Below are 25,556 nucleotides of genomic sequence, written 5' to 3'. Positions count from 1 at the left end.
CACGTGTCCCCTCAAGCGCGCTTGCGGCCGCCCGGCGTGTGCGCGATCGTCAACCGGTCGAGTTCGCGCAGGTCGTTCTCCAGCGCGGGCGTGAGCGTCGTGCGCAGGTGGTCGAGGAACGTGCGGATCTTCGCGTCGAGATAACGGCGCGTCGCGTAGACCGCATACACGCTCACCGTCTGCAACCGGTACTCGGGCAGCACGCGAATCAGCCGCCCCTCGCGGATGTCGTCGAGCACCGTATACAACGCGACACACGCGATCCCGCGCCCGGCGCGCACCGCGACGCATAGCGCGTCCGGCACATTGACCTGGAACGGCGCCGGCTGCAGTTCGTAGACGGTCTCCTCGCCGTCGTTGCGCTCGAGCCGCCATTCGCCGGCCGGCGAAGCCGGCGTATCGAGACGCAGGCACACGTGGTTCGGCAATTCATCGGGCGACTGCGGCGTGCCGTGTCGTGCCAGGTATTCGCGCGACGCGACCAGCACGCTGCAGCTCGTGCCGCAGGTCTGCGCGACATAACCCGAGTCGGGCAACTGCGACGCCGTCACGATCGACACGTCGTAGCCCTCCTCGACGAGATTCGGCATCCGCTGCGCGAGCGTCAGCTCGACCGACACGTCGGGGTTGTCCTCCTGGTAGCGGACGATCGACGACACGACATGACTCTGCCCGAGCCCCGTCATCGCATGGATGCGCATCTTGCCGCTCGGCCGCAGCAGCGCGTTGCGCGCCTCCGCGTTCGCATAGTCGAATTCCGCGAGGATCGATTTCGCGCGCTCGAAATAACGTTCGCCGCTTTCGGTGAGGCCGAGATGGCGCGTCGTGCGATGCAGCAGGCGCGTCTGTACGTGCGCTTCGAGGTTCGATACCGCGCGCGACACCTGCGCGGTGGTCGCATCGATTTCCTTCGCGACCGCAGTAAAACTGCCGGCTTCGACAACGCGCACGAACAGGCGCATGTTTTCGAGCATGTCCATTGAATTGGCTTGGGGAGAGTCAGTGAGGAGACGTCGGCGGCGCTCGCGTCAGGTGGGGAACGGAACGCGGCCGCGAACCACGTCGAATCGATCACCGTGCCGGGAGAAAGGCGGGAGAGCGGGCATCGCGTACGTGGTTCTGGGATAACGGGGGATTCAGTGGCCCGAATTGTACGCCGCCGCGGACAAACTTGCGCGATTGCCCGGCGCTCAAGCTTTCTTCCGATGAAAGGTTTTTGCAAGTGTCGCGCGTCGCGCACGTGCACCGGCTTGATGCACCGCGACAATTTGTATCACAACGCGATATAATTCCGCGCTTGTGGCGGCGCGCGTCCGCGCTGTCATTTTTACCGCTTACCGTCCATGTCGTCAGGCTCCTCTTCGTCGCGCCGCACCTTGCGGCAATGGCTGCACAGCTTCATTCCCCATCCGATGTCGCTTGGCTGGCGCGAGCGCCTGCGCTCGTGCACGGGCGCGCTCGTCGGTATCGCGACGGTCGGCGTCACGATGCGGCTGCTGCCCGGCGTGCCGGGCCTCGTGCCGCTGCTCGTCGCACCGATGGGAGCGTCGGCCGTGCTGCTGTTCGCGGTGCCGGCGAGTCCGCTCGCGCAACCGTGGTCGATCATCGGCGGCAATCTGGTCTCGGCGACGGTCGGTGTCGCGTGCGCGTTATGGATCGCCGATCCGATCACCGCCGCCGCGGTCGCGATCGCGTGTGCGATCGGCGGCATGTTCGTGCTGCGCTGCGTGCACCCGCCGTCGGGCGCCGTCGCGCTCACGGCCGTGGTCGGCGGCCCGGCAATCCATGCGCTCGGATTCAGTTTCGTGCTGGAGCCGATCGCGCTGCAATCGGCGATCCTGCTGTCTGCCGCGCTCGTCTATCACGCGCTGACCGGGCACCGCTACCCGCACGGCGGCGCGCGTCCCGAAGCAAAACCGCAAGCGGGCGGCACCGCCCCGGCGCGCGGCGGCTTCACGCGCAGCGATCTCGACGCGGTGCTGAAGCGCCGCAGCGAATGGCTCGACGTCGATCCGGACGATCTCGAAACGCTGCTGCGCGAAACCGAGATGCAGGCTTATACGCGTACGTTCGGCCAGCTCACGTGCGCCGACCTGATGACGAAGAATGCGATCGAGGTCGCGCCGTCGACGTCGGTGACGGCCGCACTCACGCTGCTCGACCGCCACCGCGTGAAGGCGCTGCCCGTCGTCGACGGCGACGGCCGCCTGACCGGCATCGTCACGCGCGCCGACCTCACGCGCCAGTTACGCCGCCCGACCCCGCTGTGGCAACGCCTGTCCGCACGACTGCCGCAATCGCTCGGCGGTCAGCCCGCCAGCGTCGCCACCGTGATGACGCGCGACGTCGCATTCGTGCCGCAAACGATGCCGATCACCGCGCTCGTGCCGCTGTTTACGCATTCGGGCCATCACCATATTCCGGTCGTCGACGCATCGCGCCGGCTCGTCGGGATCATTACGCAGACGGATCTCGTGACGGGCCTCTACCAGCAGACGCAAATGCTCGAGGCCGCTTAACGCGGGCGCAACGCGCCGACACGATGCGACGCAAAATGAATTCATTTCGCTTCAATTCGGCCATTTATATCATATTGTGATATATTTGGCGCTACCGAAACCGACTGCCCGACCGACCTCGATGAACGATACCCGACGCGCGCTGAACAAAAGCGATTTCCAGCAACTGTCCGAGTTCCGCTACCAGATGCGCCGCTTCGAGCGCTTCTCCGAACGCGCCGCGCAAAGCGAAGGCGTGACGCCGCTGCAATACCTGCTGCTGCTGCACATCAAGGGTTATCCGCACCGCGAATGGGCGACCATCGGCGAGCTCGCGGAACGCCTGCAGGCGCAGCATCACGGCGTCGTCGCGCTGGTGACGCGCTGTGAGGCGCTCGGGCTCGTGAAGCGCAAGACGAGCGAAGCGGACCGCCGGCAGGTCGAGGTCCACCTAGAACAAGCCGGCGAGACGCTGCTCGCCCGCCTCGCGGCCATGCATCGCGCCGAGCTGAAGTCGCTCAAGGACGCGTTCCAGGTTCCCCAGATAGATTACTGACCCTTACTTCCACCACGCCGATGAACGCACCACACAAACGCGATTTCTCGACCAACGACCGCCTGCCCAGGATCGCGTTGCTTGCCGCCGGGATCGGCCTCCTCAGCACGCTTGCCGCGTTCGTGCTGTTGAGCCTGATCCACCTGTTCACGAACCTGTTCTTCTTCCAGCAGTTCTCGTTCGCCGACCGCTCTCCCGCGAACAACACGCTCGGCGCGTGGGTGATCGTCGTGCCGGTGATCGGCGGGCTGATCGTCGGGATGATGGCGCGCTTCGGTTCGGAAAAGATTCGCGGCCACGGCATTCCCGAAGCGATCGAGGCGATCCTGTTCGGCAAGAGCCGCATGTCGCCGAAGGTCGCGATCCTCAAGCCGCTGTCGTCCGGCGTCGTGATCGGCAGCGGCGGCCCGTTCGGTGCCGAAGGCCCGATCATCATGACGGGTGGCGCGCTCGGCTCGCTGATTGCGCAATGCGTGCACGTGACCGCCGCCGAGCGCAAGACGCTGCTCGTCGCGGGTGCGGCCGCCGGCATGACGGCCGTGTTCGGCACGCCGGTCGCCGCCGTGCTGCTCGCGGTCGAACTGCTGCTGTTCGAATGGCGCCCGCGCAGTTTCCTGCCGGTCGCGCTCGCGTGCGCGGTGGCCGGCTTTGCGCGCGCGCTGTTCTTCGGCGTCGATCCGCTGTTTCCGCTGACCACGGCCGCGCCGACGCCCGTCGCGCTGCTGTCGTGCATCGTCGCCGGCCTGCTGTCGGGCATGCTCGCATGCGGCCTGTCGGCTGCGCTGTACCGCGTCGAGGACACCTTCGCGAAGCTGCCCGTGCACTGGATGTGGTGGCCCGCGCTCGGCGCGATCGTGATCGGCATCGGCGGCTGGCTCGAGCCGCGCGCGCTCGGCGTCGGCTACGACGTGATCGGCGACCTGCTGCACCAGCACATCGCGCTGAAGATCGCGCTCGCGCTGCTGATCGTGAAGGCCGTGATGTGGGTGATCGCGCTCGGCTCGGGGACGTCGGGCGGCGTGCTCGCCCCGCTGCTGATGCTCGGCGCGGGCCTCGGCACCGTGCTGTCGCCGCTGCTGCCGGGCGGCGATCCGGCGCTGTGGCCGCTCGTGTGCATGGCCGCGACGCTCGGTGCGACGCTCGGCGCCCCGCTGACCGCGATCGTGTTCGCGTTCGGCCTCACGCACGATGCCAACGCGCTGCTGCCGCTACTCGCGGCAACCCTCGTCGCGCACGGCTTCGCGACCATCGTGATGAAGCGCTCGATCATGACGGAAAAGATTGCGCGCCGCGGTTATCACATCTATCGCGAATACGGCGTCGATCCGCTCGAACGGCATGACATCGCCGAAGTGATGACGTCGGCCGATCTGCTGGTCGCGATCGACGGCGCGTCGACGCTCGATACCGTCGAGTCGCAGTACTTCGGCGCGAAGCAGACGCACCGCGCGTACCCGGTCGTGCAGAACGGCCGCCTGCTCGGCCTCGTCGATCGCGCGACGCTCGACGCGCAGCGCATGCAAGCCGGAGCCGACACGCCGATCTCGGGCGCGTTCGCCAACCGCGTGCCCGCCGTCGCGCTTGCGCACGAAACCTGCCGCGTCGTCGCGTCGCGACTCGCAATGCTCGGCCTCGAACGCCTGCCGGTCGTCGACGACGAGCAATCGCTGCGCATCACGGGCATCGTGTCGCGCAGCGACCTGATCAAGCCCGCGCTCCAGCATTTCGACGACGAACAGAAGCGCGAGCGCTTCCGCCCGGTCGTCCCGGTCAACCTGCGCGACGCCGGCACGCGCAAGGCCGGCTGACGCCGCGAGCGTGCGCGGCACGCCAGCCGCGCACGGTCCACTCACCCCACCTCGTTGCACGATGCAGCGCGCACCGCGCGCGCCGCATCGCATTCCGCTGCTTCCCGCGTTTAAAGTTGGTTAACAATCGAACCGACGAAAGTTTGTCATCATGGTCTCCATGCGACGGGGCCAACAAACAATTCAGCCATTCCAATCAGTTCGCATTCAAATAATGAGTCGCGGCACGGCATGCATCGACATGCCACTCGCCGTGGCCGTCACCTCACCACACGACCGGACAGCGCGCCGACCGGGCAATGCATGACGTCGTTGCCGCATCACCGGTCCACTGACGGGCCGCACACGATGCATGTTGTGCCGCAGCAGCGCTGCTAAGCACCGGAGCCGCCGTTTGGCAAGCGCGTTAACAACTTGTTTCGGAATAGCCGGAACCGTGCTTGTTCGATGCGATCTCACTTGCACGCAGTCATGCTGCGCATCCCACTCAATCAATCACGACTCGAGGGAGATAACGTGAACGCAAAATACTTACCGCTGATCGCATTGACCGTGGCATTTTCTGCTCATGCAGCCGATTCTGCCCTGCAGAATGTGGGACAAAGCCAGAAACCCGCCGACCAGGTAGCGCAGTGCATCGCGAAGACCTGGGCCGACAAGTCGCAGCAACAGGTGACGTCGCAGTACGAACTGGCGAACGGCCTCGCGATGGCCGTTTATGCGCCGGGCCAGCAGCCGCCGAACGGCGCCGCCGCCGTGGTGCGCCCGGCCAACGCCGCGAACGCTAAGACCTGGGTCGGTTTCCGCGGCGGCGATGCATCGTCGGCCGGCGACATCAACGCCTGCCTGTAAGTAACGAGAACAGGCGCTTCGGATGGCCTTGCGCCATCCGCTTGCGACAAGCCCCGCCTCGGCGGGGCTTTTCTTTTTCTGCCGCCCGCGCTTACAGGTAGCTGCAGACGTAATCGAGCGTCTCGAGCACTTCGATGTCGAAGCGGCTCTTGCCCGGCACCGAGAACGATTCGCCTTCGCCGTAGGTCTGCCACTCGCTGCTGCCGTCGAGCTTCACGCGGCACTTGCCGGCCTGCACTTCCATCAATTCGGGGGCGTCCGTGCCGAAGTTGAGCGCGCACGGCAGGATCACGCCGAGCGTCTTGCGCGTGCCGTCCGGGAAGAGCACGGTATGCGACACGCACTTGCCGTCGAAATAGACGTTTGCGCGCTTGACGACCGATACGTTGTCGAATTGGGTTGCACTGGTCATGTGATGCCTCTGATTGCTGGATGCCGGATGGCGATGTGGTTGGAGGCCGGCCGGAGCGGCGGGCCGGCCGCTATGATACCGGCTCGCGCGACGCACGCCGCAACCGCACGACGCCTTGCCCGCGTCATCCCGTGAAACGGCAGCGGTGCCAGATCGTCAGGATCACTATGCGATGACGCTCGCGATCGACAGTCACCGGCTTACCTCAAGCCCCTTGCGTCGCGCGGAATCGCGCAGACAGTCGAGCAGCATCGCCGCGGCCGGCGTCAACGGGCTGTCGCGGCGCGTCACGACCTGCACCGACACGGCCGGCAACCGCTCGCGAATCGGCAGCACCGCCAATTGATCGCGCGCCCACTCCGCCTCCAACAGTTGCTCCGGCATCGACGCGATCAGGTCGCAACCCGTCAACAGGCGGTGCGCGAGCCCGAAGCTCGGGCATTCGACGACGCGCGCCGGCACCGGCAGACCGTACGTGACGAACGAATTGAACAGCGCCTGCGTCGAGCTTTCCGGCGACGGATTCATCAGCCAGTCGGCCTCGACGAGATCGGCGAGCGACGTGGCCGACGCAAGTGGATGCTCCTTGCGCGCGACGATCAGCGAACGGCTCGCGTAGAGCTCGGCATGATCGAACTCGGCCGCCAGCAGTTCCGGCACGACGACGACCACCGCGAAATCGAGCGAGCCATCGTGCAGGCGTGGCAGCGCGACGCCCGGAAACCCTTCGATCAGGTTGACGCGCGCCACCGGAAAGCGGCGCCGGAACGCGCGAAACGCGTCGGGCAGGATCGTCACCGCGGCGGCCGGCGTGATCGCCGCCGACACGGAGCCCGTCAGCGCCCCCTGCGCCTGCTCGATGTCATCGCGGGCGCGCTGCATCTCGGCGACGATCAGCCGCGCGCGCACCTGCAGCTGCTGGCCGAACGCGGTGAGTTGCACGCCGCGCGCGGTACGCACGACGAGCGACACGCCGAGCGCGATCTCCAGTTCCTTGACTGCCTTCGTCAGCGCCGCCGGCGACACGTTCAGGCGCCGTGCGGCCGCGCGAATACTCCCTTCTTCCGCGACGGTGACGAACGCTTTCAACTGATGGTATTTCATGGCGGCAATGCGTGATCCGTGGAAACCCTGTACCCGGCCGTGCGTACCGGTTCAGGGTATTCCCGAGCGGCAACCGGTGGTGTGCACCAAAGCAATTTATCAGCTTCTAGTGAGCAAAAGAAATTTATATGCTCTCTCGTCATATGCACGTCAAACGCCCCACCTGCCCCACAGGAGAGACCATGCTGCAAGCCGTGAACCCCGTCATCCCCGGCATCGCCGCGATCGCCCCCGAGCTGGTCGAAGTGCGCCGCCGCATCCACGCGCATCCCGAACTCGCGTTCGAAGAAACGCTCACGAGTGATCTCGTCGCCGAGCTGCTCGCCGGCTGGGGTTACGAAGTGCATCGCGGCATCGGCAAGACGGGCGTCGTCGGCGTGCTGCGCGAAGGACAAGGTACGCGCACCGTCGGGCTGCGCGCCGACATGGATGCACTGCCGCTCGCGGAAGCCACGGGCCTGCCGTACGCGAGCCGCCATGCGAACAAGATGCATGCGTGCGGCCACGACGGCCACACGGCGATGCTGCTGTGCGCGGCGCGCCACCTCGCGGCGACGCGCCAGTTCTCCGGCACGCTGAACCTGATCTTCCAGCCGGCCGAGGAAAACTTCGGCGGCGCGAAGGCGATGATGGACGACGGCCTGTTCGATCGTTTCCCGTGCGACGCGATCTTCGCGATCCACAACATGCCGGGCCGCGCGGCCGGCGACATGGCATTCCGCACCGGCGCCGCGATGGCGTCGGCCGATCGCGTGACGATCACGCTGCGCGGTGTCGGCGGCCACGGCGCGATGCCGCACTTCGCGCGCGATCCGATGTCGGCCGCGGGCAGCATCATGGTCGCGCTGCAGACGATCGTCGCGCGCGAGGTCGACGCGCAGCATGCGGCCGTGATCACGGTCGGCAGCGTGCAGGCCGGCGAGACGTTCAACATCATTCCCGAAACCGTCGTGATGAAGCTGTCGGTGCGCGCGCTGAACGCCGACGTGCGCGCGCTGCTCGCGCGCCGCATCGAAGCGCTCGTCAAAGGCCAGGCCGAAAGCTTCGGCGTCACGGCAGAAGTCGACTACGACTACGGCTACCCGGTGCTCGTCAATCACGCGGAACCGACCGCGTTCGCCGCGGACATCGCGTGCCAGATGCTCGGTGCCGAGCGGGTCGAAACCGACGCCGCGCCACTGATGGGCAGCGAGGATTTCGCGTTCATGCTCGAAGCACGCCCCGGCTGCTACGCGTTCATCGGCAACGGGATCGGCAGCAAGGGCGGCTGCATGGTGCACAACCCCGGCTACGACTTCAACGACGACATCCTCGCGATCGGCGCGAGCTACTGGGTTCGCGTCGCCGAAGCCTGGCTCGCGGCCTGACGGCCCTTCATCACGCAGTTTCGCGCTTACCGGGGGAACCCCATGGAAACGTCTGCCCTGTCGCTCGCCGGCACGCCGCCCGATACACACGCCGCCGCGAAGAAGCGCCGGCTGATCGCCGCCGCCGCCGTCGGCAACGCGCTCGAGTTCTACGACTTCACGGTCTACAGCTTCTTCGCGATCCTGATCGGCAAGCTGTTCTTTCCCGTGCATTCGTCGTTCGGGCAGCTGATGCTCGCGGTCGCGAGCTTCGGCGTCGGCTTCGTCACGCGTCCGCTCGGCGGACTCGTGATCGGCATGTACGCCGACCGCGCCGGCCGCAAGAAGGCCATGATCCTGACACTGCTGCTGATGGCGCTCGGCACCGCAACGATCGCGGTCGCGCCGACCTTCGCGCAGGTCGGCATCGCCGCGCCGCTGCTGCTCGTGCTCGCGCGCCTGCTGCAAGGGTTCGCATCGGGCGGCGAAGTCGGCGCGTCGACCACGCTGCTGCTCGAACAGGCGCCGCAGCATCGTCGCGGCTTCTATGCGTCGTTCCAGTTCTCGAGCCAGGGGCTCGCCGCGCTCGCGGGCGCGCTCACCGGCGTCGCGCTGACGTCGACGCTGACTGCCGCGCAGCTCGAAAGCTGGGGCTGGCGCGTGCCGTTCATCATCGGCACGCTGTTCGTGCCGCTCGGCTACTGGCTGCGCCGCACCGTCGAGGAAGTGCCGGCTGCCGCGCCCGCCGCCGCGCATGACGAGCCGGTCGCGTCGCTGCCGCTCGCCGACGTGCTGCGCCATCACGGCAAGGCCGTGTTCGCGGGCCTCGGCGTGACGATCGGCGGCACGTCGATCCACTACATCATCGTGTTCTACATGGCGATCTACGGCGTGCAGGTGCTGCACCTGCCGACCTGGTTGTCCATGACGGCCGGCTGCGTCGCCGGTGCGATCCTGATGCTCGTGACGCCGATCGGCGGCCACCTGTCCGACGTCTACGGGCGCAACCGGATCATCTGGTGGACCCGCATCGTGCTGATGGCCGCGGTCTACCCGGCGTTCATCGCGCTGAACCGCTGGCCAGGCGCCGCGTCGCTGCTGTCGATCATCGCGGCGCTGTCGATCGTGCATGCGATCAACGTCGGCGCGACCGGCGCGGTGCTCGGCGAACTGTTTCCGCGTGCGGTGCGCGCGACCGGCGGCGCGCTCGTGTACAGCGTCGGCGTCGCGATCTTCGGCGGCTTCGCGCAGTTCTTCGTCACGTGGCTGATCGCGGCGACCGGCAACCCGAATGCCCCCGCGTGGTATGCGATCGGCTGCGGCGCGTGCACGCTGCTCGCCATCCGCTGCATGGACGAAAAGGCCGGGAAGGCACTCGACTGAACGACGTTCGATGCGCGATGCGCAATTGACGCAGCGCACGCGCATCGGGCATGATCGTTCCATGCACCGCGCCACGACCACCCTTTCGACGACCACGCGCACGACCGCCTTCGGCGGGCTCGTGCGGCGAATGCGCGCAAGGTCGTAGCGCCACCGATTCCTCACAGGCCCCGCCGGTTCCGGACGGGGTCTTGTCGTTTCTCCGTCCCTGTACCGGTCATTCAGGAGAAACGCAATGTCCGAAGTCCTTTCCCCGCAACGCGCGCTGCTCGTCGTCGACATGCAGGTCGGGCTGTTTCATGGCCCGGAGCGCCCGCATGACGGCGCGCGCGTGCTCGCCAACATCAATCGGCTGATCGGCCGCGCGCACGACGCCGGCGCGCCGGTGTTCGCGGTGCGCCATACCGGTCCCACCGGCTCGCCGATCGCGCCCGATTCGCCGCTCGCCGCGCTGCTGCCGGAACTCGCGATCGATCCCGCACGCGACACCGTGTTCGACAAGACCCGCCCGAGCTGCTTCGCGGGCACGCGCCTCGCCGAATGGCTTCGCGCGGCCAGCATCGGCGAACTCGTCGTCACCGGCATGAAGACGCAGTACTGCGTCGATACGACCTGTCGCGCGGCCGCCGATCTCGGCTTTCGCGCGGTGCTCGTTGCCGATGCGCACACCTGCATGGACACGCCCGCTTTGCCGGCCGAGCGAATCGTCGCACATCACAACGCAACGCTCGACGGCCCGTTCGCAACGCTGACGACCACCGACGCCTGCAGGTTCTGACCGGCATCGACCGCACGCCGTAAACGCAACAACGCACGGACGACTACTGCCCGTGCGTTGCGTGGTGGCTGCCCCGCTCAGAACGTATGCATCATCCCCACATACGCACCCGTCTGCGACTCGCCCGTCAGCGGGCTCGTGCCCGACGTCGCATCGCGCGGCGTCGCAAGCAGCGAGAAGTTCGAGTTGCCGCCGTTGCGCACGTACGCGACCGTGCCATACAGGAACGTGCGCTTCGACAGGTTGTACGTGGTGCCGAGCACATACATCATCGCGTGGCCCGACGGATCGTGCGACGCATCGCCGCCGCCGTCGCCGACCTTCACGTAGTACCCGCCGCCCGTCACGGCCCACTGCGGCGTCGCGGTGTAGGTCGCGCCGAGCCAGTAGTGATCGGCGCGATCGGCAACACCGGCCGGGCTGTCCGGCGCCTGGTAGTGCGTATAGGCGCCCTGGATCTTGAACTTCGACACCTTCACGTTTGCGCCGACGAAGTACTCGCGCGACGCGGTGAAGATGTTGCTGAACTTGCCGTTGTTGTCGCGCAGCTCGTCGTAGATGCCGCGCACGTCGAGCAGCGGCGAGTGGTACGAGATCATGATCCCGTCCGAGCGGCCGAAATCGTCGGCCGCGCCGTAGTTGAAGCCGCGCGACTGGTTGCCGAACGCGTATTGCGCCTGCACGTCGAAGCCGCCGATCACCGGGCTGTGATATTCAATGTTGTTGCTGGTCTGCTGCCAATTGCGGCCGCGCACGAGCGACGCGGACGAAAACGCCTGCTGCACGAACGGATCGAATTCCCACACACCGTCGCTGTCGATGAACAGGTTGCGGCCGGCCTGCAGCTGGCCCCACGTATTGCTCTTCAGGCCGACATACGCGCGCCGCGACCACATGCGTCCGCCGCCCGTCTGGCCGTTCATCACCTGGAATGCGGTTTCGAGATCGAAGACCGTCGACAGCCCGCCGCCCAGATCCTCGATGCCCTTCAGGCCGAACATGCTGGTGCCCCAGTCGCCGCTTTCCGCGGCCCAGCGCGACTTGCTGCCGTTCGGCGTCGCGATGTGATTCAGGTACTCGATGCCGCCGTCGACACGGCCGTACAGCGTTACGCTCGTTTGTGCGAAAGCGGCCGCCGGCGTGGCGGCCGCAATCAGCCATGCGAAATGTTTGAGTCGCAAAATGATGCCCCCTCGGAGTCTCGACCATCCGACGCGTGCCCCATGCGCGCGCCCAGGGTCTGTTTATCCGCGATCGATCGAATAACGCCCGGGGCCCGCCGCGCAGAGCGCGAGCAGGCCGCCCGAGATCGCGATGTTCTTGTAGAAATGAATCATGTTGTTGATCTGCTCGCCGCCCGTCATCGTCCAGTAGTGGTGGCCGATGATGCCGCTGCCGATCGCATACAGCGCAAGCAGTAACGCAAGTGCGCGCGTCTGGAAGCCGACCAGGATCGCAATCCCGACGAACAGCTCCATCACGACGGAGATCGCGGCGGACATGATCGGCGCGGGCGCGCCTTCCGAGCCCATGAACGCGATGGTCCCGGGGAAGTCGACGATCTTCTTCCAGCCGAACATCACGAACAGGATCACGAGGAGGATGCGGGAAAGCAGCAGCAGCACATCGCGCTGGGACGCGAGAAACGGTTGATTCGGTGTCATGGTGTCGATCAACGAAAACGATGCGCGGCTGGCGCACCGGATTGCCTGTGAACCGGGGCGGACCGCCGCCTGCGCCGCCCGCCCCGCTCTGCAACAACCGGCATCGGGGTCCGCCCGATGTGCTGTGCTCCTCCTCTTGTTCGATGCCGCTCTTCTTCGATATTGCCCTGCCGCGCCGTCGCGCGCCGCGTCAGCGCAGCTTCGCGACGTCCTGCTCGGTCACCTTCGCGGCCGGATTGCCAAACTGCCCGGTCAGGTAGTTCGTCAGCGCGGCGATCTGCGCATCCGACAGCTCGTAGCGGAACGCCGGCATGCCGACATCCTCGCTGCCGGCCTTGCGCTGCACGCCGTTCAGGATCACCTGCACGAGGTTGGTCGGATTCGACGCGCCGACCGTCGAGTTGTGGAACAGCGACGGGTAATAACCGTCCGGCGTGCCCTTGCCCTGCATCTGGTGGCAGGTCGCACAGTTGCCGAGATACAGCCGCGCGGGATCGATGCCGGACGATGCGAGCGCGACGCCGCGCAGCTTCAGGCCGTCCTCGGCCGGCTTGCCCCACGACGAGCGCGACTGCTTCGCGTCGCCGCTGGTAACAGCCGGCACCGTGCGGATGTACGTCGAGATCGCGCCGATGTCGGATTCCGTCATCTTCGAGAAGCTGTGCTCGACCGCCTCGGCCATCGGACCGGCCGCCTGCGCGACACCCGGCACGCTGCCGGTGCGCAGGTACTGGACGAGCTGCTGCTGCGTCCAGCCGCCGATCCCCGCATTCGGGTCGGACGTGATGTTGTAGCCGTCCCAGCCCGCGAGCACCGAACCCGACAGGAAGCTGCCGCCTGTCTCGTCGAGCGACTTCTCCTGCAACGCGATGCCGCGCGGCGTGTGGCACGTGCTGCAGTGCGCGAGGCCCTGCACGAGATACGCGCCGCGGTTCCACTCGGCGCTTTGCGCCGGCTTCGGCTCGTACGCGCCGTCCTTCAGGAACAGCCAGTTCCAGATCTTCAGCGGCCAGCGCATGCTCAGCAGCGCGGGGATCTCGTTCTTCGGCGGCGCCTGCTTGACCGGTTCGACGCCGTGCATGAAGTACGCGTACAGCGCCTGCACGTCGTCGTCGTTGATCTTCGCGTACGACACGTACGGCATCGCCGGGTACAGGTTGTCGCCGTTCTTCGACACGCCGTGGCGCACCGCGCGCTCGAAGTCGTCGAACGTCCAGTTGCCGATGCCCGTATCGGGATCGGGCGTGATGTTGCTCGAGTAGATCTTGCCGAGCATCGGCACCGGCATCCCGAGGCCGCCCGCGAACGGCTTGCCGCCCTTCGCGGTGTGGCACGCCATGCAGTCGCCCGCGACCGCGAGGTATTCGCCGCGCTTGACCAGCGCCGGATCGGCCGCGTCGGCCGCGCGCGCGAGACCCGGCAGCGCGAGGCAGCCGGCGACGAGGAAGGTGAGAGTAGATTTCCGCACGGTCAGACTTCCTTCTTCAGCGTGTCCGACATCCGCAGCGCGAGCGCCGCGATCGTCAGCGTCACGTTCACCGTACCGACGGTCGGCATCGTCGAGCTGCTCGAGATGAACAGGTTCGGATGGTCGAACGTGCGGCAGTCCTTGTCGACGACCGAGTCGCGTGCATCCGCGCCCATGATCGTCGCACCCGTGATGTGGTTGTTCGGCGCGAACTCGTCGTTGAAGACGACTTCGGTACCGCCCAGCACCTTCGCGGCCGTCGCGTAGACCTCGCGCGTGTGCACGGCGCCGCGCTTCACGTAGTCGTCGATCGCATACGTGATCTCGGGGCGCGGGATGCCGATCGCGTCGGTGGCCGTCTTGCTCGGCACGATGCGGTTCTCGGGTTGCGGCAGGATTTCGTGGAAGCAGTCGAACTCGACGAAACGTGCGGCGCGGTCGCGGATCTGCGCGTCGAGCTCCTCGGGCTTCATCAGCTTGCCGCTCTTGAAGATCTTCTGCGTCTCCTGGTTGATGCGCGACATGTTCGACAGGTGGATCTTCTTCGCGGCTTCGGTCGCACGGAACGGGCCGTCGCGGAAACCGATCAGCGACGTCATCTCCTGCGGGCCTCGGCCTGGCCACAGCTTGTCGTTCGCGTAGAACGACACGCCGGTGCCCGGGTGGTCCATCAGGTTGCGGCCGACCATGTCGGAGCTGTTCGCGACGCCGTTCGGGAAATCGCGGTTCGCCGACATCAGCAGGATCTTCGGCGTCTCGATGCCGTTCGCGGCCACCACGAAGTATTTGCCTTCGACGCGATGGTCGGCGCCCGACTTGTCCTTGTAGACCGCGGCGGTGATGCGCTTGTCCGGCCCGGTCTCAAGCTTGTAGACGACCGCGTTCTCAATCAGCTTCGCGCCGGCCTGCTCGGCCTTCTCGACGTGCACGATGCCGTTGTACATCGCGCCGATCGGACAGATCGGCATGCAATTGTTGTTCCCGCAACAGGTTGGCCGGCCGTCGTACGGGCGGCTGTTGCGCGCGACCGGCTCGGTCACCACGTGGAACTTCGGGTCATAGCCGTTGAGCGCGCTCTTGATCGTCTGCTCGTTGAACGACAACGGCAGCGGCGGCATCGGGTACGGCGCCTTGCGCGGCGAGTAAAGATCTTCCTCGGGGCCCGGGCCCCACACGCCGAGTTCTTCCTCGGCACGCTGGTAGTAGTGCTCGAGGTCGTCGTACTGGATCGGCCAGTCGCGGCCGACGCCGTACACCGTCTTCATCTTGAAGTCGTTCGGGATGAAGCGCCACGCCGACGCGGCCCAGTGCCACGTCGTGCCGCCCACCGCGCGGATGTACTGCGAGTTGAACTTGTGCTCGCCCTTCAGGATCAGGTAGTCGTTCGGCGGGCCGTATTCCGGATGCGGCGCCCACGCGCTCGACGGGTACGGCGCCATGAAGTCCGTCTTGTCGGGCTGGTTGCGAAAGCGCTCGACGATTTCCCAGCGCGGCATGCGCGGGCCGGCTTCCAGCAGGATCACCGACTTGCCCGCCATCGCGAGCTGGTGTGCAACGATCGCGCCTGCGACACCCGATCCGACGACGACGACGTCGGCCTTTTGCGTATCGGTATCCGCCATCAGGCTTGCCTCTCGATCGGTTTTTCGGCCCAGAAGCCGGGTTTGTTGGGGCAATACGAAGGGATCACGAGCGTATCGGATACGACGCTGAACATTAATGCTTCTTCGTAGGTAATCACGACGTTGTCGACGATGCCGAGATACCACGCTTCGAGAATCTTCAGCGCGAGCGCTTCCTGATCGGGATTCAGCGAGCCGGACGCGAGTGCGCCGGCGAGTTGCGGCAGGCTGTCGGCCGTCTTGAACGAACCCTTCTGCAATGCCTGCAGGAAGCGCTGGCCGAGCACGCGGCTCAACCCCTTCTTGCCGGTCAATGCTTCGGAAAGCGTCATGAACGTATCGAGCGGCGCGGTGCCGGGATCATCGGCCAGGGCCCGCAACGCCAGCGAGCCCGTGAGGCCCGCCGCCGTCAGCGCCAGTGCGCCCTGCAGCCATTGACGCCGCGTGATGCCGGTTGCGGCTGCGTCGCCGTTGCGACGCGAGTGGGGGGTGTTGTCGTTGTGCATGTTTCCTTCTCTCGAACACCGGATTCGGGAAAACCACGCTTGATATTTCTCAAACATTGGCGCGGACCTGAAATGTACGCGCTCAAATCGGATCGAACAATCTTTTTATAGTCCATTAAATGTTCCGCAATCCGAGACAATCGACATTTCGCTGCTTTTTTGTGTCGTCGGCGCGACAAAATTGCGGCGGACGCGCCGGTGTCGCACGCCGGCTACACACTACGGCTGCGCACGACAATGCGTGCGCATGACCGTCGGTTAGAATCGCGTGCAATCAAACAGAAAGCTTCCCTCCGAGGGCATCGAGCGATGAAGCAGTACGACAAAGACAACAAAGCGAATCGAACCAACCACACCACGCGGCTGCTCTGGCGCATCGGCGCCGTCGCGGTGCTCGGCGCCGCAGCAGCACTGTCGCTGCATGCGGGCGCGGCGCGCACGGTGAGCGTATCGCCGCAAGGCACCGTCACCGAAGTCCGGCAAAGCGTCGTCAAGTTCGACGAACCGATGGTCGCGTTCGGCTCGGCTTCCGCGCCGAATCCCGCGCGCGTGACCTGCAACGATTCCACCGCGGCACGCGGCCAGGGCCACTGGCTCGACGACAAGACCTGGGTATACGATTTCGAAAACGACCTGCCGCCCGGCGTGCGCTGCTCGGTCGCGCTCAACGACACGCTGCGCTCGGTCGCCGGCAACGCGGCCAGCGGCCCGCGCCGCTTCACGTTCCAGACGGGCGGCCCGTTCCCGGTGAACGTGCGCCCCGGCTCGCGCGAGATCGAGGAACGGCAGGTCTTCGTGATGAAGCTGAACGGCCCGGCCGAACCGCGCTCGGCGCTCGCGAACATCTGGTGCGAAGCGGCCGGCATCGGCAACCGCATCCCCGTCACGGCCGCCGATGACGATACGCGCAACGCTCTACTCGACCATTTCGGGCTGAAGAAGGATGCCGCGCGCGTGCTGACGCTGTCGTGCGCGCAGGCGCTGCCGGCCAGCGCGAAGATGCAGCTCGTGTACGGCAAGGGGGTCGCGAGCCCGAGCGGCATCGCGAACGAAACCGAACGGCGCTTCGATTTCACCGTGCGCGCGCCGTTCGCCGCGAGCTTCTCGTGCGAACGCGAGAACGCGAAGGCGCCGTGCACGCCGCTGCGCCCGCTCACGCTGTCGTTCAACGCACCGATCTCGCGCAAGAACGCCGAGGCGATCAAGGTGCGCGGCCCCGACGGCTCGCTGTCGCCGACCTTCGCGGCCGACGACCACAGCGAGGAAGTGACGACCGTCACGTTCAACCCGCCGCTGCCCGCGCAGGCCGGCCTGACGATCGAGCTGCCGTCGGGCCTGCGCGACGTGACCGACCGCGCGCTGTCCAACGCCGACCTGTTCCCGCTGGCGACGCGCACCGCGCCGATGCCGCCGCTCGCGAAATTCTCGTCGGGCACCTTCGGGATCATCGAGCGCTTCGCCGAACCCGATACGCCCGCGCTCGTGCCCGTCACGCTGCGCAACGTCGAGGCCGACCTGCATATCGCGGGCCTCAACGCGGGCGGCGCCCAATTCGCGAACCTGAAGGTCGAGAACGACACCGCGATCCGCCAGTGGATGCGCACCGTCGACCGCTTCGACAACTGGTCGATGACGGCCGGTTCGATCGACAGCCAGATTCCCGGCCTGCTCGAGCGCAAGGGCCAGCACCCCGTCTACGTGCCGCTCCAGGCCGGCGAAAAACAGCCCGCGGCGAAGGACCGCCGCATCGACGTGCGCTCGCTGTCGCTGCTCAAGGGCGAGCCCGGCGCGCAGGCACTGACGCTGCCGCAGGCCGACCCGAAGACGCTGCGTCCGTTCGAGATCGTCGGCGTGCCGATCGACAAGCCCGGCTTCTACGTGCTCGAACTCGCGTCGCCCGCACTCGGCCGCTCGCTGCTCGCGAAGCCGTCGAGCATGTACGTGCGCACCACCGTGCTCGTCACGAACCTCGGCGTACACCTGAAACAGGGCCGCGAGAACAACCTCGTGTGGGTCACGACGCTCGACAAGGGCAAGCCCGTGCCGAATGCGCAGATCCGCGTGTCGGACTGCAACGGCGACGAGATCGCGGCCGGCAAGACCGACGCGCAGGGCCTGCTGAAGATCGACGGGCCGTTCGAGCCGAAGCACGAATGCAGTTCGTCCGAGCGCTTCGACGACTACTTCGTGTCGGCACGCGTCGACGATCCGAAGACGGGCCCCGACATGGCGTTCGTCAGCTCGGGCTGGAACCGCGGCATCGAATCGTGGCGCTTCAACGTGCCGACCGACACCGACAGCGCGCCGACCGTGCGCGCGCACACGGTGTTCGACCGCACGCTGCTGCGCGCGGGCGAAACCGTGTCGATGAAGCATTTCATCCGGTCCGAGACGCTGCAGAGCCTCGCGTTCCCGTCGCAATACCCGACGCGCGTGACGATCCGCCATCTCGGCACGGGCCAGACATACAAGCTGCCGCTCACGTGGGCCGCCGACCACAGCGCGGACACGCAGTTCACGCTGCCGCCCGCCGCGAAGCTCGGCGAATACAGCGTCGAACTCGAAGGCGGCCCGGAGGACGCGCCGACCGCCACCTATTACAGCGGCAGCTTCCGCGTCGAGGCCTTCCGCCTGCCGGTGCTGAAGGGGTCGATCGGCGCGCGCGACGCGCAGAAGAGCCCGCTCGTCGCCGTGAAGGAAGCGCCGCTCGCGGTGCAGATCGACTACGTGTCGGGCGGCGGCGCATCGAACCTGCCCGTGCAGGTGTCGGCGCTGATGAAGTGGGCGTCGCCGCCGTTCGCGGATCGCTTCGAGGATTTCAGCTTCACGCCGTATCGCCCCGACACGAGCGACGGCAACGCCGACGACGATTCGCAGGACGGCGACAACGCGTCGGCGTCGAACAACGATCCCGACGCGACGAAGCTGATCGCCGACAAGCTGCCGCTGACGCTCGACCGCAACGGCGCGGGCACCGTCACGCTCAGGGGCCTGCCCGACGTCGACGCGCCGAAGCGCATTGCGCTCGAGGCGACGTTCGCGGACCCGAACGGCGAAGTGCAGACGATTCGCGGCGACACGATCCTGTGGCCGGCCGCGGTGGTGGCCGGCATCAAGGCCGGCCGCTGGGTGTCGGTCGGCCAGCGCGTGCCCGTGCAGGCGCTCGCAGTCGACCTGCAGGGCAAGCCGCGCGCGTCGGTGCCGATCGAGATCAAGGGCGTCGCGCACATCACGACGTCGTCGCGCAAGCGGATGGTCGGCGGCTTCTATGCCTACGACAACAAGAGCGACACGCGCGACCTCGGCGTGCTGTGCTCGGGCAAGACCGACGACAAGGGCCGCATGGCCTGCGACGCGACGCTCGAACAGGCCGGCAACATCCAGTTGATCGCGGTCGCGAAGGACGGCGACGGCCGCACGTCGAACGCATCGACGTCGGTCTGGGTCACGCGCGAGGACGAACTCTGGTTCGGCGGCGACAACACCGACCGGATCGACGTGATCCCGGAGAAGACTTCGTATGAACCAGGCGAAACCGCCCGCTTCCAGGTGCGGATGCCGTTCCGCTACGCGACTGCGCTCGTCGCGGTCGAACGCGGCGGCGTGATGGAAACGCACATCGTCGAGCTGAACGGCAAGAACCCGACCGTCGACCTGAAGGTCGGCGAATCGTGGGGGCCGAACGTCTACGTGTCGGTGCTCGCGCTGCGCGGCCGGATTCGCGAGGTGCCGTGGTACTCGTTCTTCACGTGGGGCTGGAAAGCGCCGGTCGAATGGGCGCGCGCGTTCTGGCGCGAAGGCCGCCACTATGAAGCGCCGACCGCGTTCGTCGACCTGTCGAAGCCCGCGTTCCGCTATGGCCTCGGCGAGATCAAGGTCGGCACGGGCGTCCACCGTCTCGGCGTGACCGTGACGACCGACGCGACGCGCTACACGGTGCGCAGCAAGGCGCAGGCGCACGTGAAGGTCACGCTGCCGAACGGCCAGCCCGCGCCGGCCGGCACACAGATCGCGGTCGCGGCCGTCGACGAGGCGCTGCTCGAACTGATGCCGAACAACAGCTGGGACCTGCTCGACGCGATGCTGCGCCGGCGCGCGTACGGCGTCGAGACGGCCACCGCGCAGATGGAAATCGTCGGCCGCCGCCACTTCGGCCGCAAGGCCGTGCCGGCCGGCGGCGGCGGCGGCAGCGCGCCGACGCGCGAGCTGTTCGACACGCTGCTGCTGTGGAATCCGCGCGTGACGCTCGACGCGAACGGCAGCGCGACCGTCGAGGTGCCGTTGAACGACGCGCTGACGCGCTTCCGGATCGTCGCGATCGCGGCGGTCGGCCCCGACCGTTTCGGCTCCGGCAGCACGTCGATCCGCAGCACGCAGGATCTGCAGCTGATCTCGGGCCTGCCGCCGCTCGTGCGCGAAGGCGACGCGTTCCGCGCGCAGGTCACGCTGCGCAACACGACCGACCACGCGATGCAGGTCGTCGTGACGCCGCGCGTGACGGGCCTCGACGTCGCGCCGCAAACCGTGTCGCTCGCGGCCAATACGGCGACCGAGGTCGCGTGGACGATCACCGTGCCCGAGCAGGCGCTCGACGCGGCCGGTGCGCTGAACTGGCGCATCGAAGCGGCCGAGCAAGGCGGCAAGCGCGCGTCCGACGCGCTGGCGGTGGCGCAGAAGGTGGTGCCCGCGCTGCCGGTGACCGTGCAGCAGGCGACGCTCGCGCAGGTGGACGGCACGCTGACGGTGCCGGTGGCCTCCCCGGCCGGCGCCGCGAACAACGCGCAAGGCCTGCCGCGCGGCGGCATCGCCGTGTCGCTGCAGTCGAAGCTCGCCGACGGGCTGCCCGGCGTGAAGCGCTGGTTCGAGCGTTATCCGTACCGCTGCCTCGAACAGCAAACGTCGCGCGCGATCGGCCTGCACGACCCCGCGCAATGGCAGGCGCTGGTGGCACGCATGCCCGTCTACCTCGACAGCGACGGGCTCGCGAGCTACTTCCCGCCGTCGTCCGACGATTCGCACTACGGCAGTCCGACGCTGTCGTCGTACCTGCTCGTGGTGTCCGACGAGGCAAGCCGTCTCGACCCGCGTTTCGCGCTGCCGGAAGACCTGCGCACGCAGCTCGAAGCCGGGCTCGCGCGCTTCGTCGACGGCCGCATCGAGCGCAACGCGTGGGCGCCGCGCCAGGATCGCGACCTGCGCAAGCTCGCCGCGATCGAGGCGCTGTCGCGCTACGGCGCCGCGCAAGGCCGCATGCTCGGCTCGATCGAGATCGCGCCGAACCAGTGGCCGACGTCGGCGGTGATCGACTATCACGCGATCCTGACGCGCGTGAAGGACATCCCGCAACGCGACGAGAAGCGCGCGCAGGTCGAGCAGATCCTGCGGGCACGCCTCACGTACCAGGGCACGCAGCTCGTGTTCTCGACCGCGCGCGACGACGACCTGTGGTGGCTGATGACCAGCAACGAGACCAATGCGGCCCGTCTCGCGCTGGAATTCGCGGGCGACCCGGCGTGGAAGGACGAGATGCCGCGCGTGACGGCCGGCCTGCTCGCGCTGCAGCGCCAGGGCGCATGGCAGACGACGACGTCGAACGCGCTCGGGCTGCTCGCGGTCGAGCGCTTCTCGCGCACCTACGAGAGCACGCCCGTCTCCGGTGCGACGAAGGTCGCGCTCGGCGGCGACGCGCGCTCGATCTCGTGGTCGCAGGCGCCGGCGCCCGCCGATACGCCGGCGTCGGCCACCGCGGCCACCCGCGCCGCCGCCGCGCGCAGCGTGATGCTGCCGTGGCCGCGCGCGGCGCAGGCGCCGGCCACGCTGTCCGTCACGCAAGACGGCACGGGCCGCCCGTGGGCGACGATCGAGAGCCTCGCGGCCGTGCCGCTGCGCGCGCCGTTCGCGGCCGGCTACCGGATCACGAAGACCGTCACGCCCGTGTCGCCCGCCGTCAAGGGCGTGCTGACGCGCGGCGACGTCGTGCGCGTGCATCTCGACATCGACGCGCAGAGCGACATGACGTGGGTCGTCGTCAACGATCCGATCCCGTCCGGCGCGACGATCCTCGGTTCGGGCCTCGGCCGCGATTCCGAAGCAGCGACGCAGGGCGAGAAGACATCGGACGGCACGTGGCCGGCCTTCATCGAGCGCGACTTCGACGGTTATCGCGCGTACTACGACTATTTGCCGAAGGGCAAATTCTCGGTCGAGTACACGGTGCGGCTGAACAACGTCGGCACGTTCGGGCTGCCGCCGACGCGCGTCGAGGCGCTGTACGCGCCGTCCGTCTACGGCCTGTGGCCGAACCCGCCGATGACCGTGAAGCCGGCCGACGCGGGCAAGTCGTGAGCACGTGATGATTGATCTGGTCTTGCCGCGGCCGGCGCGTTTCGCCGGCCGCGTATTCGTCGCCGTGGTGCTGGCCGCGCCGCTCGTCGCACATGCGCTACCCGGCTACGACGACGTGCGCCGCAACTGGCGCAGTTCCGACTGGGTGCTGCTCGCGCGCGACGGCACGCCGCTGCAGCGCACGCGCGTCGACCTCACCGAACGGCGCGGCGACTGGGTGTCGCTCGCGGACGTATCGCCCGCGTTTCGCGAGGCGATCGTCGTTTCCGAGGACAAGCGCTTCTACGAACACAGCGGCGTGGACTGGCGCGGCATCGCCGGCGCCGCGTGGGGCAACCTGTGGAACGAGCGCACGCGCGGCGCGTCGACCGTGACGATGCAGCTCGCCGGGCTGCTCAGCGATTCGCCGCGCCGCTCGGGCCAGCGCTCGCTGCCGCAGAAGGCCACGCAGGCAATGAACGCGCTGCTGCTCGAACGCGGCTGGCGCAAGGACCAGATCCTCGAGGCCTACCTGAATCTGGTGCCGTTCCGCGGCGAGACGGTCGGGCTCGGCGCGCTGTCGCAGGTGCTGTTCGGCAAGGCACCGTCCGGCCTCGATGCGCGCGAGGCCGCGATCGCGGCCGCGCTCGTACGCGCGCCCAACGCGACGCCCGCGAAGGTCGCCGAGCGCGCCTGTCGCATCCTGCACGACATGCATGCCGATCAGGCGTGCGCGTCGCTCGACGGCTACGTGCAACTCGTCACCGCGCGCCCGGCCAATGCCGTGCGCGACGACGGCGCCGCCCTCGCCCCGCACTTCGCGCGCCGCATCGCGACCGAGGTCAGGCCGGCGGCCGGTGCGCAGGTGCGCACGACGCTCGACGCACCGCTGCAGCGCTTCGCGCGCGACACGCTGATGCGCGCGCTGACCGAACTCAACGCGCCTGCTCACCGGCGCAACGTGCAGGACGGCGCGGCCGTCGTGATCGACAATGCGACCGGCGAGATACGCGCATGGGTCGGATCATCGGGGGCGTTGTCGAGCGCGCGCGATGTCGACGCCGTGCTCGCGCCGCGCCAGGCCGGCTCGACGCTCAAGCCGTTCCTCTATGCGCAGGCGCTCGACGAAAAGCGGCTGACGGCCGCGTCGCTGCTCGACGACGCGCCGATCAACCTCGCCGCCGGCGGCGGCCTGTACATTCCGCAGAACTACGACAAGGATTTCAAGGGCTGGGTGAGCGTGCGCAGCGCGCTCGGCGGCTCGCTGAACGTGCCGGCCGTGCGCACGCTCGTGCTCGTCACGCCGCACCGCTTCGCCCGCACGCTGACCGCGCTCGGCCTGCCGCTCGCGCAGGAAGGCGACTACTACGGCTTCAGCCTCGCGCTCGGGAGCGCCGACGTCACGCTGCTGTCGCTGACCAACGCGTATCGCGCGCTCGCGAACGACGGCGTCGCGCGCAAGGTCGTCGACCTGCCCGCGCCGGCGTCCAGCACGTCCGGTGCTTCGGCGCCCGCACAAGCGGACGGCGGCACGCGCGTGTTCAGCGAAGCGGCCAGCTTCGTCGTCACCGATATCCTTTCCGACAACAACGCGCGCGTCCGCACGTTCGGCTTCGACAACCCGCTCGCGACGCGCTTCTTCTCGGCGGTCAAGACCGGTACGAGCAAGGACATGCGCGACAACTGGACCGTCGGCTTCACGTCGCGCTACACGGTCGGCGTGTGGGTCGGCAATGCGGACGGCTCGCCGATGTGGGACGTGTCGGGCGTCACGGGCGCGTCGCCCGTGTGGTCGGCCATCATCGGCTACCTGCACCGCGACCTGCCGAGCCGTGCGCCGCGCGCGCCGGCCGGCGTCGAGACGCGCCGCATCACGTTCGAGCGCGACATCGAGCCTGCGCGCAACGAGTGGTTCATCGCGGGCACGGCGCTCGATACGATCCGCCTCGCCGCGCCCGTCACGCCGGGCAAGGACGGCGCGCGCGCGCCGCTGACGATCGGCGCGCCGACCGACGGCACGATCTTCGCGATCGACCCGGACATTCCGCCGAAGAACCAGCGAATCTGGTTCGAGCGCTCGGCCGGGCGCGCCACGAAGTTCGCGTGGCGGCTCGACGACAAGGTGATCGGACATGCCGACCGCGTCGCGTGGATGCCGTGGCCGGGGCGTCACCGGCTCGAACTCGTCGACGCGCGCGGGAATGTCGCGGATACGATCAGCTTCGAGGTACGCGGCGCATTCGCGAAGACGGCTGCACGCAAGCCCTGAGCGCATGGGCCGGCCGCTTGCCGACCGCACCGCGCTGCCGCAAGGCGCGCGCCACCGGACAGCGCGCCCGCCCGGCGGGAACGATACGTTCTCGCGACATTTTCGGTCGACACCCGGCATGCCCCGTTCCGAACGGAACTGAAAGGATTCCGGCCCGATACGCAAACGGGCAAGCAGCGCGCGGATCCGGAACCTAGAATAGGAACAGCGCCGCTACCCCGGGCGCACACCGGTTGCTCCCTTCTCCCGGACACCCGCGACCATGAACATTCGCCCTATGCGCTTCACCCGCCCCGCACTGGGCGCGCTCTGCGTCGCCACGCTCGCGGCGCTCCCGGCCTGCAACGGCGACGCCTGCTTCGGCGTCGATGCCTGCTTCAACAACAACACGCAAACCGTGTCGCTGTCGGGTACGGCTGCCACGGGCAACGCGCTCGCGAGCGCGCCGGTCGCGGTCAGTTGCGCGGTGGGCTCGGCCACGACGCTGACCGACGGCGGCGGCAACTACAGCTTGACGCTCAACGCCGCTCTGCCGTGCGTGATCACCGTGACGTCGGGCGGCACGAGCCTGCATTCGCTCGCGTATGCGGGCGGCACCTTCAACACGACGCCCGAGACCGAGCTGATGCTGGTCTATCTCGCCGCGCAGCTCGGCACGAACACGGCCGGGCTGATCGGCAATTTCCAGGGCAACCTGCACTTCCAGCAGGTGATGAACAGCCCGAATGCGGTGCAGGACGCGCAATCGGCGGTCGTGACGAATCTGCAGCAGCGTTATGCGCTCACGCTGGTTACGCCGGCGTTCCTGACGACGTCGTTCGTGGTCGGGCAACCGGGCGTCGACAGCGATCTCGTCGCGCTGGCCAAGGCCGGTGCGATCGATTCGAACGGGCTGCCGGATCCGGTTGCCGTTTCGCTGCTGACTCAGGCGGGCGCCGCGCATCCGCTGTAGGCGGACCGCCGCGG

General features: G+C 67.7%; 18 protein-coding genes. 10 read left to right on the top strand and 8 right to left on the bottom strand.

Going from position 1 to position 25,556, the window contains the following annotated elements:
* Positions 1-11: 11 nt before the first annotated feature.
* On the bottom strand, positions 12-980 hold the full coding sequence (locus H3H55_RS23045; RefSeq protein WP_193100348.1) for a LysR family transcriptional regulator: 969 nt from the start codon (positions 978-980) through the stop codon (positions 12-14).
* A gap of 363 nt (positions 981-1,343) precedes the next feature.
* Between H3H55_RS23045 and H3H55_RS23040 the strand changes: the two genes are divergently transcribed.
* The 4 genes from H3H55_RS23040 (at position 1,344) to H3H55_RS23025 (ending at position 5,714) form a co-directional block, all read left to right on the top strand.
* Positions 1,344-2,519: an HPP family protein gene (locus H3H55_RS23040; RefSeq protein ID WP_193100347.1), complete on the top strand. Its 1,176-nt coding sequence runs from the start codon at positions 1,344-1,346 to the stop codon at positions 2,517-2,519.
* 121 nt (positions 2,520-2,640) lie between these two features.
* The gene (locus H3H55_RS23035) at positions 2,641-3,054 is read left to right on the top strand and encodes a MarR family winged helix-turn-helix transcriptional regulator (protein WP_069748425.1); all 414 of its coding nucleotides are present in this window, start codon (positions 2,641-2,643) and stop codon (positions 3,052-3,054) included.
* Between the two features lie 20 nt (positions 3,055-3,074).
* On the top strand, positions 3,075-4,862 hold the full coding sequence (locus tag H3H55_RS23030) for a chloride channel protein (RefSeq protein WP_193100346.1): 1,788 nt from the start codon (positions 3,075-3,077) through the stop codon (positions 4,860-4,862).
* 471 nt (positions 4,863-5,333) lie between these two features.
* Positions 5,334-5,714 carry a hypothetical protein gene (locus tag H3H55_RS23025; RefSeq protein ID WP_081076772.1) on the top strand — a complete coding sequence of 127 codons (381 nt, stop codon included), beginning with the start codon at positions 5,334-5,336 and terminating at the stop codon, positions 5,712-5,714.
* A gap of 91 nt (positions 5,715-5,805) precedes the next feature.
* Here the strand turns inward: H3H55_RS23025 and H3H55_RS23020 are convergent, their stop codons facing one another.
* Positions 5,806-6,126 carry a pyrimidine/purine nucleoside phosphorylase gene (locus H3H55_RS23020; RefSeq protein ID WP_129515100.1) on the bottom strand — a complete coding sequence of 107 codons (321 nt, stop codon included), beginning with the start codon at positions 6,124-6,126 and terminating at the stop codon, positions 5,806-5,808.
* A 192-nt stretch (positions 6,127-6,318) separates the two neighbouring features.
* A complete protein-coding gene (locus H3H55_RS23015) occupies positions 6,319-7,230 on the bottom strand; it encodes a LysR substrate-binding domain-containing protein (RefSeq protein WP_193100345.1) in 912 nt (303 codons plus the stop codon).
* A 182-nt stretch (positions 7,231-7,412) separates the two neighbouring features.
* On the opposite strand from H3H55_RS23015, the gene H3H55_RS23010 reads away from it, so the two are divergent.
* The 3 genes from H3H55_RS23010 to H3H55_RS23000 all read left to right on the top strand — a co-directional run bounded on the left by H3H55_RS23010 (position 7,413) and on the right by H3H55_RS23000 (position 10,737).
* Positions 7,413-8,597, top strand: a complete 1,185-nt coding sequence (locus tag H3H55_RS23010; RefSeq protein ID WP_193100344.1) for a M20 aminoacylase family protein — start codon at positions 7,413-7,415, stop codon at positions 8,595-8,597.
* Positions 8,598-8,639: 42 nt separating this feature from the next.
* A complete protein-coding gene (locus H3H55_RS23005) occupies positions 8,640-9,959 on the top strand; it encodes an MFS transporter (RefSeq protein WP_193100343.1) in 1,320 nt (439 codons plus the stop codon).
* 235 nt (positions 9,960-10,194) lie between these two features.
* Positions 10,195-10,737 (top strand): cysteine hydrolase family protein, encoded by a 543-nt coding sequence (locus tag H3H55_RS23000; RefSeq protein WP_193100342.1) that lies wholly within the window; start codon positions 10,195-10,197, stop codon positions 10,735-10,737.
* A gap of 77 nt (positions 10,738-10,814) precedes the next feature.
* Here the strand turns inward: H3H55_RS23000 and H3H55_RS22995 are convergent, their stop codons facing one another.
* The 5 genes from H3H55_RS22995 to H3H55_RS22975 all read right to left on the bottom strand — a co-directional run bounded on the left by H3H55_RS22995 (position 10,815) and on the right by H3H55_RS22975 (position 15,997).
* Entirely contained in the window at positions 10,815-11,918 is a 1,104-nt protein-coding gene (locus H3H55_RS22995; protein WP_048252125.1) for a porin, read from the bottom strand.
* Positions 11,919-11,981: 63 nt separating this feature from the next.
* On the bottom strand, positions 11,982-12,401 hold the full coding sequence (locus H3H55_RS22990; RefSeq protein WP_193100341.1) for a DoxX family protein: 420 nt from the start codon (positions 12,399-12,401) through the stop codon (positions 11,982-11,984).
* A gap of 190 nt (positions 12,402-12,591) precedes the next feature.
* On the bottom strand, positions 12,592-13,869 hold the full coding sequence (locus H3H55_RS22985) for a c-type cytochrome (protein WP_193100340.1): 1,278 nt from the start codon (positions 13,867-13,869) through the stop codon (positions 12,592-12,594).
* Positions 13,870-13,871: 2 nt separating this feature from the next.
* A complete protein-coding gene (locus H3H55_RS22980; RefSeq protein ID WP_193100339.1) occupies positions 13,872-15,491 on the bottom strand; it encodes a GMC family oxidoreductase in 1,620 nt (539 codons plus the stop codon).
* On the bottom strand, positions 15,491-15,997 hold the full coding sequence (locus tag H3H55_RS22975) for a sugar dehydrogenase complex small subunit (protein ID WP_129515107.1): 507 nt from the start codon (positions 15,995-15,997) through the stop codon (positions 15,491-15,493). The genes H3H55_RS22980 and H3H55_RS22975 overlap by 1 nt, the downstream gene beginning before the upstream one ends.
* Positions 15,998-16,306: 309 nt before the next feature.
* Here H3H55_RS22975 and H3H55_RS22970 point away from each other — a divergent pair, with 309 nt between their 5' ends.
* The 3 genes from H3H55_RS22970 to H3H55_RS22960 all read left to right on the top strand — a co-directional run bounded on the left by H3H55_RS22970 (position 16,307) and on the right by H3H55_RS22960 (position 25,542).
* The gene (locus H3H55_RS22970; RefSeq protein WP_193100338.1) at positions 16,307-22,342 is read left to right on the top strand and encodes an alpha-2-macroglobulin family protein; all 6,036 of its coding nucleotides are present in this window, start codon (positions 16,307-16,309) and stop codon (positions 22,340-22,342) included.
* A gap of 7 nt (positions 22,343-22,349) precedes the next feature.
* Positions 22,350-24,590 carry a penicillin-binding protein 1C gene (pbpC, locus tag H3H55_RS22965; RefSeq protein WP_193100337.1) on the top strand — a complete coding sequence of 747 codons (2,241 nt, stop codon included), beginning with the start codon at positions 22,350-22,352 and terminating at the stop codon, positions 24,588-24,590.
* A gap of 262 nt (positions 24,591-24,852) precedes the next feature.
* Positions 24,853-25,542, top strand: coding sequence for a hypothetical protein (locus H3H55_RS22960; protein WP_193100336.1), 690 nt, complete (start codon positions 24,853-24,855; stop codon positions 25,540-25,542).
* Positions 25,543-25,556 lie beyond the last annotated feature (14 nt).

Origin of the sequence: Burkholderia sp. Z1 (assembly GCF_014893795.1) — a bacterium.
GTDB classification, from domain to species: domain Bacteria; phylum Pseudomonadota; class Gammaproteobacteria; order Burkholderiales; family Burkholderiaceae; genus Burkholderia; species Burkholderia theae.
This window is presented reverse-complemented; position numbering and strand designations above follow the sequence as displayed.